Annotated in this window: 13 protein-coding genes; 10 read left to right on the forward strand and 3 right to left on the reverse strand. The window is 67.6% G+C overall.

The annotated features are described in order from the left end of the window. The first annotated feature begins 4 nt into the window (after positions 1 to 4). The 6 genes from V9K97_RS13710 (at position 5) to V9K97_RS13735 (ending at position 9,183) form a co-directional block, all read left to right on the forward strand. Positions 5 to 958, forward strand: coding sequence for a bifunctional enoyl-CoA hydratase/phosphate acetyltransferase (locus V9K97_RS13710; protein WP_337318628.1), 954 nt, complete (start codon positions 5 to 7; stop codon positions 956 to 958). A gap of 170 nt (positions 959 to 1,128) precedes the next feature. After that, the gene (locus tag V9K97_RS13715) at positions 1,129 to 4,137 is read left to right on the forward strand and encodes a transglycosylase domain-containing protein (protein WP_337318630.1); all 3,009 of its coding nucleotides are present in this window, start codon (positions 1,129 to 1,131) and stop codon (positions 4,135 to 4,137) included. A 156-nt stretch (positions 4,138 to 4,293) separates the two neighbouring features. After that, positions 4,294 to 5,034 (forward strand): 2Fe-2S iron-sulfur cluster-binding protein, encoded by a 741-nt coding sequence (locus V9K97_RS13720; RefSeq protein WP_337318631.1) that lies wholly within the window; start codon positions 4,294 to 4,296, stop codon positions 5,032 to 5,034. After that, positions 5,031 to 6,023 carry an FAD binding domain-containing protein gene (locus V9K97_RS13725; protein WP_337318632.1) on the forward strand — a complete coding sequence of 331 codons (993 nt, stop codon included), beginning with the start codon at positions 5,031 to 5,033 and terminating at the stop codon, positions 6,021 to 6,023. Before V9K97_RS13720 ends, V9K97_RS13725 begins: the two co-directional genes overlap by 4 nt. Next, positions 6,020 to 8,197 (forward strand): xanthine dehydrogenase family protein molybdopterin-binding subunit, encoded by a 2,178-nt coding sequence (locus tag V9K97_RS13730; protein WP_337318633.1) that lies wholly within the window; start codon positions 6,020 to 6,022, stop codon positions 8,195 to 8,197. The genes V9K97_RS13725 and V9K97_RS13730 overlap by 4 nt, the downstream gene beginning before the upstream one ends. 56 nt (positions 8,198 to 8,253) lie before the next feature. Then, positions 8,254 to 9,183 (forward strand): SMP-30/gluconolactonase/LRE family protein, encoded by a 930-nt coding sequence (locus tag V9K97_RS13735; RefSeq protein WP_337318634.1) that lies wholly within the window; start codon positions 8,254 to 8,256, stop codon positions 9,181 to 9,183. Here V9K97_RS13735 and V9K97_RS13740 read toward each other — a convergent pair. Further along, positions 9,167 to 10,366, reverse strand: coding sequence for an acetate/propionate family kinase (locus tag V9K97_RS13740; protein WP_337318636.1), 1,200 nt, complete (start codon positions 10,364 to 10,366; stop codon positions 9,167 to 9,169). The two genes, V9K97_RS13735 and V9K97_RS13740, sit on opposite strands and share 17 nt — an antisense overlap. 152 nt (positions 10,367 to 10,518) lie before the next feature. Here V9K97_RS13740 and V9K97_RS13745 point away from each other — a divergent pair, with 152 nt between their 5' ends. Continuing rightward, the gene (locus tag V9K97_RS13745; RefSeq protein WP_337318638.1) at positions 10,519 to 11,046 is read left to right on the forward strand and encodes a nuclear transport factor 2 family protein; all 528 of its coding nucleotides are present in this window, start codon (positions 10,519 to 10,521) and stop codon (positions 11,044 to 11,046) included. A gap of 6 nt (positions 11,047 to 11,052) precedes the next feature. On the opposite strand, the gene V9K97_RS13750 is transcribed toward V9K97_RS13745, so the two are convergent. Next, positions 11,053 to 11,955: a LysR substrate-binding domain-containing protein gene (locus V9K97_RS13750; RefSeq protein ID WP_337318640.1), complete on the reverse strand. Its 903-nt coding sequence runs from the start codon at positions 11,953 to 11,955 to the stop codon at positions 11,053 to 11,055. 110 nt (positions 11,956 to 12,065) lie between these two features. Between V9K97_RS13750 and V9K97_RS13755 the strand changes: the two genes are divergently transcribed. Both V9K97_RS13755 and V9K97_RS13760 read left to right on the forward strand, forming a co-directional pair. Next, positions 12,066 to 12,983, forward strand: coding sequence for a dihydrodipicolinate synthase family protein (locus tag V9K97_RS13755; protein WP_337318642.1), 918 nt, complete (start codon positions 12,066 to 12,068; stop codon positions 12,981 to 12,983). Between the two features lie 69 nt (positions 12,984 to 13,052). Beyond that, positions 13,053 to 14,012 (forward strand): Bug family tripartite tricarboxylate transporter substrate binding protein, encoded by a 960-nt coding sequence (locus V9K97_RS13760; RefSeq protein ID WP_337318644.1) that lies wholly within the window; start codon positions 13,053 to 13,055, stop codon positions 14,010 to 14,012. Between the two features lie 14 nt (positions 14,013 to 14,026). On the opposite strand, the gene V9K97_RS13765 is transcribed toward V9K97_RS13760, so the two are convergent. Continuing rightward, positions 14,027 to 14,578, reverse strand: a complete 552-nt coding sequence (locus tag V9K97_RS13765) for a peroxiredoxin-like family protein (RefSeq protein ID WP_337318646.1) — start codon at positions 14,576 to 14,578, stop codon at positions 14,027 to 14,029. Positions 14,579 to 14,653: 75 nt separating this feature from the next. Here V9K97_RS13765 and V9K97_RS13770 point away from each other — a divergent pair, with 75 nt between their 5' ends. Then, entirely contained in the window at positions 14,654 to 15,427 is a 774-nt protein-coding gene (locus V9K97_RS13770) for a helix-turn-helix domain-containing protein (protein WP_337318647.1), read from the forward strand. Positions 15,428 to 15,488 lie beyond the last annotated feature (61 nt).

Genomic DNA, 15,488 nt, shown 5'->3' on the forward strand with positions numbered 1-15,488 from the left:
CCGCATGGCCCCCTCGCCCTCCACCACCCACCCCCACTACGACCGCCTCATCACCGCAGCCCGCGCCCTCCCACCCCTGCGCGTCGCAGTCGTCCACCCAGCCAACGCCGTCTCCCTCGAAGCAGCCCTCGCATCGGCCGCACTCGGCCTCATCGCCCCCACGCTCATCGGCCCGCGCGCAAAGATCGAAGCCGCAGCACGCGAGGCCAATGCAGACCTTTCCAACATCCCCATCGTCGACGCTCCCCACAGCCACGCCGCAGCCGATGCGGCCGTGGCCATGGCCTTGCGCGGCGAGGTCGATGCGTTGATGAAGGGCAGCCTGCACACCGATGAGTTGATGGGCGCGGTGGTGCGGCGCGAGGGTGGGCTGCGCACGTCGCGGCGCATCAGTCACTGCTTTGTGATGGACGTTCCGGGGCACCCGCAGCCGCTCATCATTTCTGACGCGGCCATCAACATTGCGCCCACGCTCGACGAAAAGGTCGACATCGTGCAGAACGCGATCGACCTTGCGCATGCGCTGCAGATGCCTGCGGTGCGGGTGGCGATTCTCTCGGCCACGGAAACGGTCAACACCAAGGTGCCCTCCACGCTCGACGCGGCCGTGCTGTGCAAGATGGCCGACCGCGGGCAGATTACCGGCGCAGAGGTCGACGGGCCGTTGGCCATGGACAACGCCATTGACCCAGAGGCGGCGCGCATCAAGGGCATCGTGTCGCCGGTGGCGGGCCGCGCCAATGTGCTGATCGTGCCCAGCCTGGACGCGGGCAACATGTTGGCAAAGAGCCTCACCTTTCTGGGCGGGGCGTATGCGGCGGGCATTGTGCTGGGCACGCGGGTGCCGGTCATCCTGACGAGCCGGGCCGACTCGGAGCCGGCGCGCCTGGCCTCTTGCGCGGTGGCGTCGATGCTGGCCAAGGCGGGGCGCGAGCGACTCATCAAGGCGGTGGGCTGACGCCTGTTTTTCAAGCCCTGCGGCAACCCGCATTTGTATGCCGGCGCACCGCAAATTCCCAATAGGTAGTTCTCCCTCGTTTCAGGCTGCCTCGCACCACACAAACTGCTGCCAAAGGCGCATCATCGCCTTGGGCGAACCCGCGTAGCAGACTGTGTGCGAGGCAGAGCATGACAAGGTTCAAGAAGGTCTTCTGGATCGGCACTGGGCTCGCCGTGCTGGGTGCGCTCGGTGGCTTTCTGGTGGTAGACGAACTGAAGACTTCGCGGCTGCAATCGGCCATGTGGCGCGACTTTTCTGCCGGCGCCACCTTCAGCGTCGATTCGGGCCCGAGCAACGCGATTCGCTTTCCGCAAACGGGGCCTTATGACGAGCGAATGGGCTATCACGATCTGCCCCGCTTCATCGAGCGGCTTGGGCCGCTCGGCTTCACCATCACCCGGCAGGCGCGCATGTCGCCGCGGCTCATCGAGCTGCAGGAGCACGGGCTGTTTACGCCCTACCGCGAAAAGAACCAGGCTGGCCTTACGGTGCGCGACTGCCGCAACACGGCGCTGCTGCACACGCGGGTGCCGCAGCGCGCGTACGAGCGCTTTGAAGAGGTGCCGCCGCTGCTGGTGAGCAGCCTGCTGTTCGTCGAAGACCGCCACCTGCTCGACGCGGAGCCGCCGCAGCGCAACCCGGCACTCGACCCCGAACGCTTTGCCAAAGCCGCGCTGGAGCACGGGCTGCGGGTGTTCAGCCCAAGCCAGTCGGCCACGGGCGGCAGCACGCTGGCCACGCAAATCGAAAAGTACCGCCATTCGCCGCACGGCCGCACGGGCTCGGTGCGCGAAAAGCTGCGGCAAATGGCGTCTGCATCTGTGCGGGCCTATCAAGACAGCGACGACACGCTGGCGCGGCGCCGGCAGATCGTGGTCGACTACCTCGACACGGTGCCGCTGGCCGCGCGCCCGGGCATGGGCGAGGTGCACGGCATGGGCGACGGGCTCTGGGCCTGGTACGGGCGCGACTTTCGGGAGGTAAACCGCCTGCTGGCCGACCAGGCGGAGGGCGCCGCCCCCACGCCCGATGCGCTGCGGCGCCAGGCGCAGGCCTTCAAGCAGGCGCTGTCGCTGATGATTGCGCAGCGCCGCCCGTCGCAGCACCTGCTGGGCGACGGCGCAAGCCTGGGTCGGCTCACCAACAGCTACCTGCGGCTGATGGCCGAGGCGGGCGTTATTTCGCCCACGCTGCGCGATGCGGCGTTGCCCCTGCCCTTGCACCTGCGGCCCGAGCTGCCCCCGACCGCGCGGCCAGACTTCGTTCAGCGCAAGGCCACGAGCGCGCTGCGCACCCACATTTCCACCCTGCTCGACGTGCCGCGCGCCTACGACCTGGAGCGGCTCGACCTGGAGGCCGAAACCAGCCTGGACGGCGAAGCGCAAACGCTGGCTGCGCGGGTGCTGGCCGGCCTGCGCATGCCGGCCGCAGTCAAGGCGGCGGGGTTGTACGGCCCGCACCTGCTGGATGCGGGTGCCGACCCGAGCCCGCTGGTCTACAGCTTCACGCTGTTCGAGCGCGGCCCGCAGGGCAGCCTGCTGCGGGTTCAGGCAGACAGCATCGACCAGCCTTTCGACGTGAACCAGGGCGCGCGGCTTGACCTGGGCTCCACCGCCAAGCTGCGCACGCTGGTGAGCTACCTCGAGCTGGTGGCCGAGCTGCACGCCAGCTGGGCCGGCTTGGGCACCGCGCAGCTCACGGCACTGGCGCCCAGCCCGCGCGACCCGCTGGGCGTGTGGGCGCGGCAGTACCTGTTGCGCGCCAAGGACAAGCGCCTGGCGCCCATGCTCGAAGCGGCCATGGAGCGAAAGTATTCGGCCAACCCGGGCGAAGCTTTCTTTACCGGCGGCGGCCTGCACCAGTTCGAAAATTTCGAGCGCTCGCGCAACAACGAGTTCATCACCGTGCGCGAAGGCTTCAAGCATTCGATCAACCTGGTGTTCATTCGCCTGATGCGCGACGTGGTGCGCCACCGCATGTTCGGCGGCGAGTCAGACGCGGAGCAACTGCTCAAAGACCCGGCCGACCCGCGGCGGCGCGAACTGCTCGTGCGCTTTGCGGACCGCGAAGGCTCGGCCTTTTTGATGCGCTTCTATCGCAAGTACCAGCGCCTGCCGGCCGCCGATGCCCAGGCCTTGCTGCTGCGCGGCGTAAGGCCTTCGGCGCCGCGCCTGGCCAGCGTGCTGTTCACCGTGGAGCCTGAGGCCGACGAGGCTCGGCTCGAAGAACTGCTCACGCAGAAGCTGGGCCGCGGATACGACGGCTCGCCGCGCGAATTGCGGGCGCTGCGCACCACCTACGCCAACCTGTCGCTGGCAGACCGCGGCTACGTGGCGCGCGTGCATCCGCTGGAGCTGTGGCTGGTGGGCTATTTGCAAAAGCACCCCGGCGCCACGCTGACCGATGTGTTGAACGCGAGCACCAGCGAACGGCAAGAGGTCTACGCCTGGCTCTTCAAGACGCGCCACAAGAGCGCGCAAGACACGCGCCTGCGCGAGCTGATCGAGATCGACGCGTTCGCGCAGATCCACCGCTCATGGCAACGCCTGGGCTATCCGTTCGAATCGCTCACGCCTTCATACGCAAGCGCGATTGGCGCATCGGGCGACCGGCCCGCTGCGCTGGCGGAGCTGATGGGCATCATCGCCGGCGACGGCATGCGCCAGCCGGTGCAGCGCGTGGGCTCATTGCACTTTGCGCGCGACACGCCTTATGAAACACGGCTGGAGCCGCGCAACGCCAGTGCCGAGCAGGTGCTGCCCGCCGAGGTGGCCGCCACCGTGCGCCAAGCGCTGGTCCAGGTGGTGCAAGACGGCACGGCCCGCCGCCTGAAGGGCGTGCTGGTGGATGCGAACGGCCGCGCGCTCGAAGTGGGCGGCAAGACCGGCACAGGCGACCATCGCTACGGCCACACCGGCGGCGGGCGCAAATCTGGGGGGCGCAAGATCAGCCGCTCGGCGACCTTCGCGTTCACCATTGGCGACCGCTACTTCGGCACCATCATGGCCTACGTGCACGAGCCCCATGCCGCGCGCTACAAGTTCACCAGCGCGCTGCCAACGCAGCTGCTCAAGTCGCTGGGGCCGCAATTGCTGCCGGTGCTGGAGCGCAGCGGCTGCGGTGGCGGCGGCGACTGACGCGCACCCCGCAGGTATAAAAAAAACCGATGCCTGCAACAAGTTATCGATAGCTAAGCTGGAACGTCGAAGCCTCTGAAAGCGCACATGGGCGCACACCCGTGCAGCGAACGAGGTCCTTTTTCTTCATCGATCGACCAGCAGTTGCCACACACGATGACATCTCTCCTCTCCGATGAACGGCCGGCCGACGGCTTGCCTGACCCAACCCTTCTTCCATCACCCGCAGGCCAATTGACACGGCGCGCCTTCATTGCAGAGGGCGGGGCGACCGGCATTGCCGGCGTGCTGGCTTCCGCGCCCATGGCTGCGTCAGCAGCAGCCGCTGCACCGGCAGGGGCCAATGCGGTGCAGCCGCCCTCTTCTTCCGTGCCGCTGGCGCTGCGCGTCAATGGCAAGAGCCATGCGCTGCAGGTCGACCCGCGCACAACGCTGCTCGACTTGCTGCGCGAGCAGATGGCGCTGCCGGGTACGAAGAAAGGCTGCGACCACGGCCAATGCGGCGCGTGCACGGTGCTCATCAACGGGCGGCGCATCAACTCTTGCCTGGCGCTGGCGCTGTCTTACGACGGAGCGGAGGTCACGACCATCGAAGGGCTGGCGCGCGGTGACGAGCTGCATCCGATGCAGGCCGCGCTCATCAAGCACGACGGCTTTCAGTGCGGCTATTGCACCTCGGGGCAAATCTGCTCGGCTGTCGGCATGCTGCGCGAAGCCGAGCAAGGTGCGCCAAGCCATGTCACGGCCGACGTGCGGCGCACCGGGCCCGTGGCGCCGCTCAGCGATGCGGAAATTCGCGAGCGCATGTCGGGCAACATCTGCCGCTGCGGCGCCTACCCCGGCATCGTGGCCGCGGTGCGCGAAGTGAGCTTGATGCCCCGAAGGAGCCGCGCATGAAGCCCTTTGCATTCACCCGCGCCACCGATGTGAACACGGCCGTGCAGGCGGCCAGCCAGCCGGGCGCGAGGTTCCTGGCCGGCGGCACCAACCTTGTCGACCTGATGAAGGAAGGCGTGGAAGCGCCGGACCAACTCGTGGACATCAACCGCCTGCCGCTCGCGGCCATAGAGGCGCAGCCCGCGGGCGGCCTGCGGCTGGGCGCATTGGCGCGCAACAGCGAGACGGCCAGCCACCCCCAGCTGCGCACGCGCTATCCGCTGGTGGCGCAAGCCATTCTTGCGGGCGCCTCGGGCCAGTTGCGCAATGCCGCCACCAACGGCGGCAACCTGCGCCAGCGCACGCGCTGCCCTTACTTCTACGACGTGACCCAGCCCTGCAACAAGCGCGAGCCGGGCACGGGCTGCAGTGCGCTGCAGGGCTTCAACCGCAACCACGCGGTGCTGGGCGCCAGCCCCAAGTGCATTGCCTGCTACCCCGGCGACATGGCGCAGGCGCTGCACGCGCTCGATGCGGTGGTGCAGCTGCAGGGGCCATCGGGTCGCAGGGCCATTCCGATTGCGCAGTTTCATCGCCTGCCGGGCGACACGCCCGAGCTCGACGCCAACCTTGCGCCGGGCGAGCTCATCACCGCCATCGACCTGCCGGCCGAGAGCGCCCGCTTCGCGCAGCGCTCGCATTACCTGAAGGTGCGCGACCGGGCCAGCTATGCCTTTGCGCTGGTGTCGGTGGCGGCCGCGCTCGACATGGAGGGCAACCGCATCCGCCAGGCCCGCATCTGCCTTGGCGGCGTGGCCCACATGCCGTGGCGCGCACGCGAGGCCGAGGCCCTGCTGCAAGGCGCCGAGCCCGGCATGCCGCTGTTCCGCCAGGCGGCGGAAGCCGCATTGGCCGGTGCCACCGGCTTCGAGCACAACCGCTTCAAGATCGAACTGGCCAAGCGCGCCGTGGTGCGCGCGCTGGAAACCACGAGCAGGAGCACCGCATGAACAGACAAGCCCTCCCCCTCGTCGGGCAGCCGGTCGACCGCGTGGACGGCCGCCTGAAGGTGACCGGCCAGGCACGCTATGCGGCCGAGTTTTCTTATCCGGGGCTGGTGCACGGCGTTTCGCTGGGCAGCACCGTTGCGGCCGGGCGCGTGCGCGACATCGACACCACAGCGGCAGAAAAAGCGCCCGGCGTGCTGCTGGTGCTCACACACAAGAACGTGCCCAAGATGCCGCCGCCCCCGCCCGAAACGCCGCAGAACCGCTTCACGCGCGCCACGCCGCTGCTGCAAGACACCGTCATTCATCACCACGGCCAACTCATCGGCTTTGTGGTGGCCGAGACCATCGAGCAGGCGCGCCATGCGGCCACGCTGGTGCAGGTGAGCTACGACGCGGCCGAGCCGCGCATCGGCTTCGATGCCAACCTGCGCAACGCCTACGCGCCGGCCGCCATCAACGCCGGCTACAAGACCGACACGCGACGCGGCGACGTCGACCAGGGCCTCAAGACCGCGGCGGGCACCGTCGACGCGGTGTACAACACGCCCATCGAGCACCACCACCCGATGGAGATGCACTCCACCGTGGCCGTGTGGGAGGGCGACAGCAAGGTGACGGTGCACCACTCGCTGCAGATGGTGAGCGATGCCGCTCCCGCAATTGCATCGACCTTCGAGATTCCACGCGAGAACGTGCGCGTGGTGTGCCCGTTCGTGGGCGGCGGCTTCGGCAGCAAGATTCTCACGCGCGACAACGCCATGCTCACCGTGCTGGCCGCGCGCATGGTCAAGCGGCCCGTCAAGCACATGCTCACGCGGCAGCAGATGTTCATGGTGATCGGCCTGCGCCAGCACAACCGCCAGCACATGCGGCTGGGCGCGGACGCGGGCGGCCGGCTCACGGGGCTGGGCCACGACACCGTCACCCACACCTCGATGCACGAAGAGTTCGTGGAGCAGACCGGCGTCATCTCGCGAATGATGTACAACGTGCCGAACTCGCAGGTCACCCACCGGGCCTTTCGCCTCAACGTGCAAACGCCCAAGTGGACGCGCGCACCAGGCGAGGCACCGGGCAGCTTTGCGCTCGAGTCGGCCATGGACGAGCTTGCCGAGCAACTGAAGATCGACCCCGTGGAGCTGCGTGTGCGCAACGACGTGATGACCGACCTCGACACGGGCAAGCCCTTCGGCAGCCGCTCGCTCATCGAATGCATGCGCATCGGCGCCGAAAAATTCGGCTGGAGCAACCGAAGCCCGACACCGCGCAGCCGCAGGCAGGGCCATTGGCTGGTGGGCTACGGCATGAGCGCCGCATCGCGCGGCGCACCGCATCGCGGCGCCTCGGCCAACCTGCTGCTCACGCGCAGCGGCCTCGACGTGCGCGCGGTGGTGGAAATGTGCGCGACCGATCTCGGCACCGGCAGCTACACCGTCATTGCGCAAACCGCCGCCGAAACGCTGGGGCTGCCGCTCGACAAGGTCGAGGTGCGTCTCGGCGATTCGGCGCTTCCGCCCACGCCGGGTTCGGGCGGCTCCTGGGGCGCCAACACTTTTTGCACCGCCGCGCTTGCGGTCTGCGAAGTGGCCAAGCAGCAGTTGCGCGAGAAGGTGAGCCTGCGCTTCGTGCGCGAGCCCAGCGTGGCGGAGCTGCTGCAGGCGGCCCAGCTGAACGAATGGCGCGCCAGCAACACGGCCGCGCCGGGCGCGGACATTGCCACCTGGTCGCACTACGCCTTCGGCGCCAACTTTGCCGAAGTGTGGGTCGACGAAGACCTGGGCCTCGTCCGCGTGCCGCGCTACCTGGCGGTGATTGCGGCCGGGCGCATTCTCAACCCCAAGACCGCGGCGTCGCAGATCATCGGCGGCGTGGTCTGGGGCATCGGCAACGCGCTGATGGAAGAGTCGGTGCTCGACGAGCGCCGCGGCCACTTCGTCACTCGCACCCTGGCCGACTACCACGTGCCCGTGAACGCGGACATCGGCGACGTGCAGGTGCTCTTCGCGCCTGAAACCGACACGCGGGTCAACCGCATGGGCGTCAAGGGCGTGGGCGAAATCGGCATTACCAGCGTGGCCGCCGCCATTGCCAACGCGGTGTACAACGCCACCGGGCGGCGCGTGCGCGACCTGCCCATCACGCCCGACAAACTGCTGACGCCCATCCAGGCATGACGAAGTAGCCAGGAAGAAGCAAACTCGGAGGCCTTGCAAAGAAAAAGGGGCCTCCGATGCAAATCCGCGAACTCGCCACCGGCCTGCAGTTTCCCGAAGGGCCCATCGCCATGGACGACGGCTCGGTGCTGCTGGTCGAAATTGCGCGCGGCACGCTCACGCGCGTGCGGCACGACGGGCTGGTGCAGGTGGTGGCCGATCTGGGCGGCGGGCCGAACGGCGCGGCCATGGGGCCGGACGGCGCGGTGTACGTGTGCAACAACGGCGGCTTTCGCTGGCACACCGAGGCCGACGGTTGCCACCGCCCCGTGGGCCAGGCCGAAGACTATTCGGGCGGCCGCATCGAGCGCGTGAACCTTGCCACCGGGCAGGCCGAGCGGCTGTACGACACGGTCGACGGCTTTGCACTGCGTGGGCCGAACGACATCGTGTTCGACGCGCAAGGCGGCTTCTACTTCACCGACCTGGGCAAGACGCGCGAGCGCGACATGGACCGGGGTGGCGTGTTCCATGGCCACAGCGACGGCAGTGCCGTGCATGCCGTCGTGCGGCCGGCCATGACACCCAACGGCATCGCGCTGTCGCCGGACGGGCGCACGCTTTATTACGCGGAGACCGAAGGCGCGCGGCTCTGGGCCTTCGACATCACGGCACCCGGCAGGCTGCGCAAGGACGGCTGGCCCTCGCCGCACGGCGGGCGCATGCTCTGCGCATCGCCCGGCGGGCATTACCAGCGCTTCGATTCGATGGCGGCCGACGCGCTGGGCAACCTTTGCGTGGCCACGCTGCTGCACGGCGGCATCACCATCGTCGCGCCCGACGGCAGCACCTGCGAGCACGTGCCGCTGCCTGACCGCTACACCACCAACATCTGCTTTGGCGGGCGCGACATGCGCACGGCCTACGTCACCCTGTCGGGCAGCGGACGGCTGATTGCCATCGACGACTGGCCGACGCCTGGGCTCAGGCTCAACTACCAGGCCTGAGGGTTCGCGCGGTGTGCCGCGCAATCACGGCCTCTTCGTCGGTCTTGAACACCCAGGCGCTGACGGGGCTCTCGGGCGTGGTCCGCCGCGTGGCGCCTTCAGCGTTGGCAGCCGCATCCACGTTCACGCCCAGCCAGTCGCATTCTTCGAGAATGCGCTCGCGCAGCGCGGCGGCGTTTTCGCCGATGCCGCCGGTGAACACGATGGCATCGACACCGCGCAGTGCCGCGGCAAGGCTGCCCATGTGCTGCAGCACCTGCTCCGCAAAGTGCGCGATGGCATCCGCGGCTGCCGGCACCGTTGAAGCCTCGAGCTCGCGCATGTCGCTGGACACGCCCGAAAGCCCCAGCAGGCCCGATTCGCGGAACAGCAGCTTCTCGACCTCATCAGCCGACATGCCGTGCGAGCGCATCAGGTACAGCACCACGGCCGCATCGAGCCGGCCGCAGCGCGTGCCCATGGTGAGGCCGTCGAGCGGAGAAAAGCTCATCGTCGTCGCGACCGATCGGCCCTGCGCCATGGCGCACATCGAAGCCCCGTTGCCCAAGTGCGCGACGATCACGCGCTGTTGCGCGAGCTGCGGCGCATGTTCGGCGAACTGCGCCACGATCGATTCATAAGACAGCCCGTGAAAGCCGTAGCGGCGCACACCCGCATCGTGCAGCGCGCGCGGCAGCGCGAAGCGGCGGTTCACGTCGGGCTGCGTGGCGTGAAAGGCGGTGTCGAAGCACAGCACCTGCGGCACGCCGCTGAAGGCCTGCATGGCGGCGCGCACGCCCGCAAGGTTGTGCGGCTGGTGCAGCGGTGCCAGCGGCTCCAGCGCGGCCAACTCGGCAAGCACCGACTCATCGGCGCGCACCGGCTCCATGAAGCTGTCGCCGCCGTGCACGATGCGATGGCCCACCGCGGCAATGCGGGTGGCGTCGTGCTGGCGGGCGTGCCACTCAAGCAGCGCGGCCAGCGCGCCCTGATGCGAAGCCTGGTCGCCTTCGAGCGCAGCGTCGTGCAGCATGCCGCCGCTTGCATCGTCCACTCGCAGCCTGGGCTTGAGGCCAGTGCCCAGTCCATCGGCCTGGCCCGACCAGCGTGCAACGGGGAGCGCGCCGCCGCCCGCGGCCGCGTCGAACAGCGCGACCTTGATCGATGACGAGCCGGCATTCAACGTGAGCAGCGAATCGGTCATGAAAAGAGTGTTGAGGCGAGCCCGTTTTCTCGGAGGATCGTACAAGAAAGCTGGACAACCTTGCTAACGGCACGGGGCTTGCGGCGGCAGACTTGTCTTCGGCTTTACGGCCCCGTTCGCTTGCCCCTCAACCCGAGACAAAGGAGTTCTGCATGACCAAGCCACGATATCTTTCCAGGCTGTGGGCGCCCGCCCTGGCCGCGGCGCTGCTCAGCATTGGCGTTCTTGTGCCTCTGCACGCGGCGGCCAATACCGCAGCGTCGCAACAAGTGGCGGAGAGCAACCGCCAGTTCATTGCCGATGCGTTCACGCAGTGGCAGCAAGGCGGCAAGACCTTCTTCCAGGACGTGCTGTCGCCCGACGTGGTGTGGACCATCAAGGGCACCAGCCCCGTGGCCGGCACCTACCGCGGCCGGCAAGACTTTCTCGACCGTGCGGTAAAGCCGTTTGCCGACCGGTTGTCGGCGCCCATACGCCCCGTGGTGAAAGACATCTGGGCCAACGGCAACGACGTGGTCGTGCATTGGGACGGCACCACCACCGCGGCCGACGGCGTGCCCTACAGCAACAGCTATGTGTGGATCTTCCGCATGAAGGACAGGCGCGCGAGCGAGGTCATCGCCTTTCTCGACCTGGCGCCTTACGACGACGTGCTCCGGCGAGTGCCCGTCCCAAAGTAGGCGACCCTACGGCCTTGCAGGAGCCGGATACGCCTGCTGGATGAGCACGCGCAGCGTATCCGCCACGCCATGCCGGCCGCCGCGGCGCCAAGCCAGGTGCAGCTCGACGTCGAAGCCGCTCGCATCGTGCAGCGGCTTGAACACCACCCCGGCATAGCGCAGCCTGTGCGCGGAGTGCGGCACCACCGCCACGCCCACGCCCGCGTTCACCAGCGACAGTATCGAGTGCGTGTGGCTCAGCGTTTGCACCACTTCGGGCGCGACACCTTCGGCGCGCAGCCTTCCGGCCACCAACTCATAAAGGTAGCGCGACTCCGACGGGCAGAACTCGATGAAGGCCTGCCCTTCGAGCGCACCGAGCGGTATCGATTCAAGCTGCGCCAACGGGTGCTCCGCGGGTATCGCGAGCACAAAGGGCTCGCGGAATATGGCGGCCGATTCGGTAAAGCTGCGCGGCGCAAATGGCCGCACGATGCCCAGCTCGATGCGGTCGGCGCCAATGGCCTCGATCTGGTCGGCGGTCTGCATTTCGCGCAGCATCACCTGCACGTCTGGCAACCGGGCGCGCACCGTGGCCAACAGCTGCGGGAGCATGGTGAAGCTGGCCGCGGGAATGAACCCCATGGTCACGCTGCCGGCATCGGCGCGCATGGCGCGGCGCGCGGCCAGCGTGGCGGCCTGGCTGCGGCGCAGGATGTCTTCGGCCTCTCGCAGAAACACCTCGCCGGCGGGCGTGAGCCGCACGCTGCCGCCCGCACGCTCGAGCAGCAGCACGCCCACTTCATGCTCCAGCAACTGGATCTGCCGCGTGAGCGGCGGCTGCGTCATGTTCAGCGATGCGGCGGCGCGGCCGAAATGCAGTTCGGTGGCAACGGCCACAAAGCAGCGGAGTTGGGTGAGCTGGAACACGATTCAAATCTTGAATGGCGGCATCCCATGTATGGATTGGACGCTGTTGCCGGTGGCTCCTAGAGTAGCCGTTCTCCGCGCTTCATCCATTTTCCAATCCTGTATTCGACATGAGTTCTTTCCAAGGCCGCGCGTTGCGCGAGGCACTCAACGGCATCTCCGGCATTCTGGTGACGCCCTTCGACGCCAGCGACGCCATCAGCGTTGCACCGCTCAAGCCGGTGGTCGACCGTGCCGTGCAGGCCGGCGTGCATGTGCTGGTTGCCAACGGCAACACCAGCGAGTTCTACGGCCTGCAGGCGCATGAGGCCGAGCGCATGGTGCATGCCACAGCCGAATGCATTGCGGGCCGCGTGCCCCTGTTGGCCGGCGTGGGCCGCAGCGTTCATGAAGCCTGCGCCCTGGCGCGCGCCTCGCGCGAGGCCGGCGCCGACGCGCTGATGGTGCACCAGCCGCCTGACCCTTTTGTTGCGCCGCGCGGCGTGGTGGCGTACCTGCGAAAGATCGCGGACGCGGCCGATGGCCTGCCGATGGTGCTGTACCTGCGCAACGAGAACATCGGCCTGGCCGCCATCGAGGAGCTGTGCCGCATTCCCGAGATCGTGGGCGTGAAGTGGGCTTCGCCCACGCCGCTGGTGCTGGCCGAGGCCATGCGCCGCACCGTCGACCGCAAGCTGGCCTGGGTGGGCGGCCTGGCCGAGGTGTGGGCGCCGCCCTTCTATGCCGTGGGCGCGCGCGGGTTTACCTCGGGCCTCATCAACGTGCTGCCGGAGCGCTCGGTGGCCATCTACAACGCGCTCGAAGCGGCCGACCATGCGTTGGCCATGCGCCTCATCGGCGAGATGCTGCCCTTCGAAGAGCTTCGCGCCCAGGAAAACAACGGCACCAACGTGACCGTGGTGAAGACCGCACTGCAGTTGATGGGCAACGACTGCGGCGCGACCCGTCCGCCTTCGGCATGGCCGTTGACGGAGCACCAGCACCGGCAGCTGCATGCGCTCATGTCGGGCTGGAACCTGCTGCGCTGATCTCTTCGGGCAGTGCGCGGATTCGAAGTTGCCGCTCTCTCTTTCTCCATAACTATTAAGGACAAACCAATGAACCATCGCCGATCGCTCCTGGCACTTGCCATGCTCCTTCCGCTCTGCGGCGCCGCCAGTGCTCAGAACTTTCCCGCGCGGCCCATCACCATCGTGGTGGGCTCCAGCGCCGGCAGTGCCACCGACGGGTTGGCACGCGCCATTGGGCTGGAGCTGACCAAGGAAACGGGCCAGCCCGTGATCGTCGACAACCGGGCGGGCGCCTTCGGCGGCATTGCGGCGCAGTTCGTCGCGCGTGCCCAGCCAGACGGCTACACGGTGTTCATGACCACCAACACCACGCAGTCGGCCAACCCCCACCTGCAGAAAAAGCTCTCGTACGACCCCATCAAGGACTTCGCGCCGGTGTCGCTGCTGACCAAGGGCTATCAGCTGCTGGTGGTCAACCCGCAGGTCAAAGCCAACAACGTGGCCGAACTGATTGCCGCCGCCAAGGCCGCGCCGGGCAAGCTCAACTATGGCTCGGGCAGTTCGTCCGCGCAGGTGGCCACCGAGTTGTTCCAGCAGATGACGGGCACCAAGTTCAACTACGTGCCCTACAAGGCCAACCCGCCGGCAGTGCTCGATCTGGTGGCGGGCCAAACCGACCTGATGATTGCCGACCTTGCCACCACCCTGCCCCACGTCAAGGCGGGCAAGCTGCGCGCACTGGGCGTGAGCAGCCCCAAGCGCCTGCCGCTGGTGCAGGGCGTTCCGGCCATTGCCGAATCGCTGCCCGGCTACGAGTTCGGCTACTGGAACGCGCTCTACGCGCCTGCCGGCACGCCGGCCCCGGTGGTGCAGCGGCTGAATGCGCTCATGCACCGCGCCATCGAAACGCCCGCGGTGCAAAAGCTCGTCGAACAGGCCGGCATGGAGGCTGCGCTCTCCACGCCCGATGAACTGGCGCGCTTCCAGCTGGCGGAGCTCAGCCGCTGGGGGCAGATCATCAAGACCGCGGGCATCGCTGCGGAATAGGCAGCACTACCTGTTCAGGCCGGTTGCTCGTGCAGCGGGCCTGTGTACTCACCCCGGGCCGGGTAGTCGTTCTTGATGACGAAATCCAGCGCCTGCACCATCTCCGCGAAGTTGGGGCGCACAAAGGGCATCGACTGCACCGAGAGGTAGTAAACGGTGTTGTCGGGCCTGACGAGAAACAAGCCTGGCTCCGAAAAAAGCGGCGGCTCCTTGATGCCGATGGACGTCTTGCCGCGAGACGCCGAAACGTACAGGCCCCACTCCCTGGCCTTCAAAAGCGAAAGCCCGAAGCCGATGCGCAAGTTGGCGGCGCCGATCTTCTCGGCCATGGCGCGTGCGCGTTCTTCGCCGTCCGAGCTGATGGCAATGGTGCTGACGCCGCGCTCGGCGAATGACGGGGTCAGCCGCTCCAGCTCCTTCAGATAGGTGGCGCAAATCGGGCAATGCAGGCCCCGGTAGAAGCACAGCAGCGTCATTCGCTCGGGTGCGTCGTCGGCCAGGCGAAAGGGGCCGCCGGCGAGGGTATCGACCACGAGTTCCGGGGCTTGTTGGCGGGGGGTCAGCATGTGGGTGTTCCTTTGAGGTGGTTGCAAACGAGCCTCAAAGATCGCATGCTTGCGATCATGAAGAGTCCAGATTCCATGATTCAAAGTCCAAAGCCAGCCAAGGCCGACCGTCTTGCGGCGTTCATCGAGGTGTTCAAGCTGCGGGTTGCCGTGCTCGCCGAGCCTCTCACGCGCGGGCCGGTGTTGCTGCTGGCGGGCGAGGACGAAATGGACGGTAAGGCCGGTGCCCGGGTCGTCTTTCGGCTGCATGGCTTCAGCGCGTTGCCGCCTGATGTGCGTGTTGCAGCCCATGTCGATTTCGACAACGACACCAACCCGCTGATGAGCGCCATGCCCGACGAGATATCGGTGCCGCTGAAGGAGTCGCTCGCGCTGGAGGCCACCGCGAAGGCGTTTCTTTCGGAGGCCATTGAAAGCCGCTGCGGCCGCAGCGCAGCCCTGAACCGCCTGGCCGAAGTGCTCATGCTGATGGTGCTGAGAAGCGCGATCGACACCGGTGCGCAGAAGCCCGGTCTGCTTGCCGGGCTTGCGCACCCCGCGCTGCATCGCGCGCTGGTGTCGATTCACGAGGCGCCGTCGCGGCAATGGACGGTGGACGACCTGGCGGACCGAACGGCCATGTCCAGGAGCGCATTCATGTCGGCGTTTCGCGCGACGGTGGGTATGACGCCGATGGCGTACCTGAGCTCCTGGCGGCTCACGCTGGCGCGCCGGCACCTGGCGGCCGGAGACGCCGTGAAGCTGACGGCGCGGCGGGCCGGCTTCGGGAGCGCCGCGGCTTTTTCGAGGGCGTTCTCCAGGGCGTATGGGCACGCGCCGGCCGAGTTGAAGCGCGCCGCCAGCGCTTGACAATACCGCCGCATTCTCCCAATACTCAACCCAACGGTTAACTATTGGATGAGAGGACACC

Origin of the sequence: Variovorax sp. CCNWLW186 (assembly GCF_037203865.1) — a bacterium.
Lineage (GTDB): Bacteria > Pseudomonadota > Gammaproteobacteria > Burkholderiales > Burkholderiaceae_C > Variovorax.

Coding starts and splice junctions, on each gene's coding strand:
- V9K97_RS13740 (WP_337318636.1), bottom strand. CDS start 10,366: ATGACCGATTCGCTGCTCACGTTGAATGCCGGCTCGTCATCGATCAAG.
- V9K97_RS13735 (WP_337318634.1), top strand. CDS start 8,254: ATGCAAATCCGCGAACTCGCCACCGGCCTGCAGTTTCCCGAAGGGCCC.
- V9K97_RS13760 (WP_337318644.1), top strand. CDS start 13,053: ATGAACCATCGCCGATCGCTCCTGGCACTTGCCATGCTCCTTCCGCTC.
- V9K97_RS13715 (WP_337318630.1), top strand. CDS start 1,129: ATGACAAGGTTCAAGAAGGTCTTCTGGATCGGCACTGGGCTCGCCGTG.
- V9K97_RS13720 (WP_337318631.1), top strand. CDS start 4,294: ATGACATCTCTCCTCTCCGATGAACGGCCGGCCGACGGCTTGCCTGAC.
- V9K97_RS13725 (WP_337318632.1), top strand. CDS start 5,031: ATGAAGCCCTTTGCATTCACCCGCGCCACCGATGTGAACACGGCCGTG.
- V9K97_RS13765 (WP_337318646.1), bottom strand. CDS start 14,578: ATGCTGACCCCCCGCCAACAAGCCCCGGAACTCGTGGTCGATACCCTC.
- V9K97_RS13770 (WP_337318647.1), top strand. CDS start 14,654: ATGATTCAAAGTCCAAAGCCAGCCAAGGCCGACCGTCTTGCGGCGTTC.
- V9K97_RS13710 (WP_337318628.1), top strand. CDS start 5: ATGGCCCCCTCGCCCTCCACCACCCACCCCCACTACGACCGCCTCATC.
- V9K97_RS13755 (WP_337318642.1), top strand. CDS start 12,066: ATGAGTTCTTTCCAAGGCCGCGCGTTGCGCGAGGCACTCAACGGCATC.
- V9K97_RS13730 (WP_337318633.1), top strand. CDS start 6,020: ATGAACAGACAAGCCCTCCCCCTCGTCGGGCAGCCGGTCGACCGCGTG.
- V9K97_RS13745 (WP_337318638.1), top strand. CDS start 10,519: ATGACCAAGCCACGATATCTTTCCAGGCTGTGGGCGCCCGCCCTGGCC.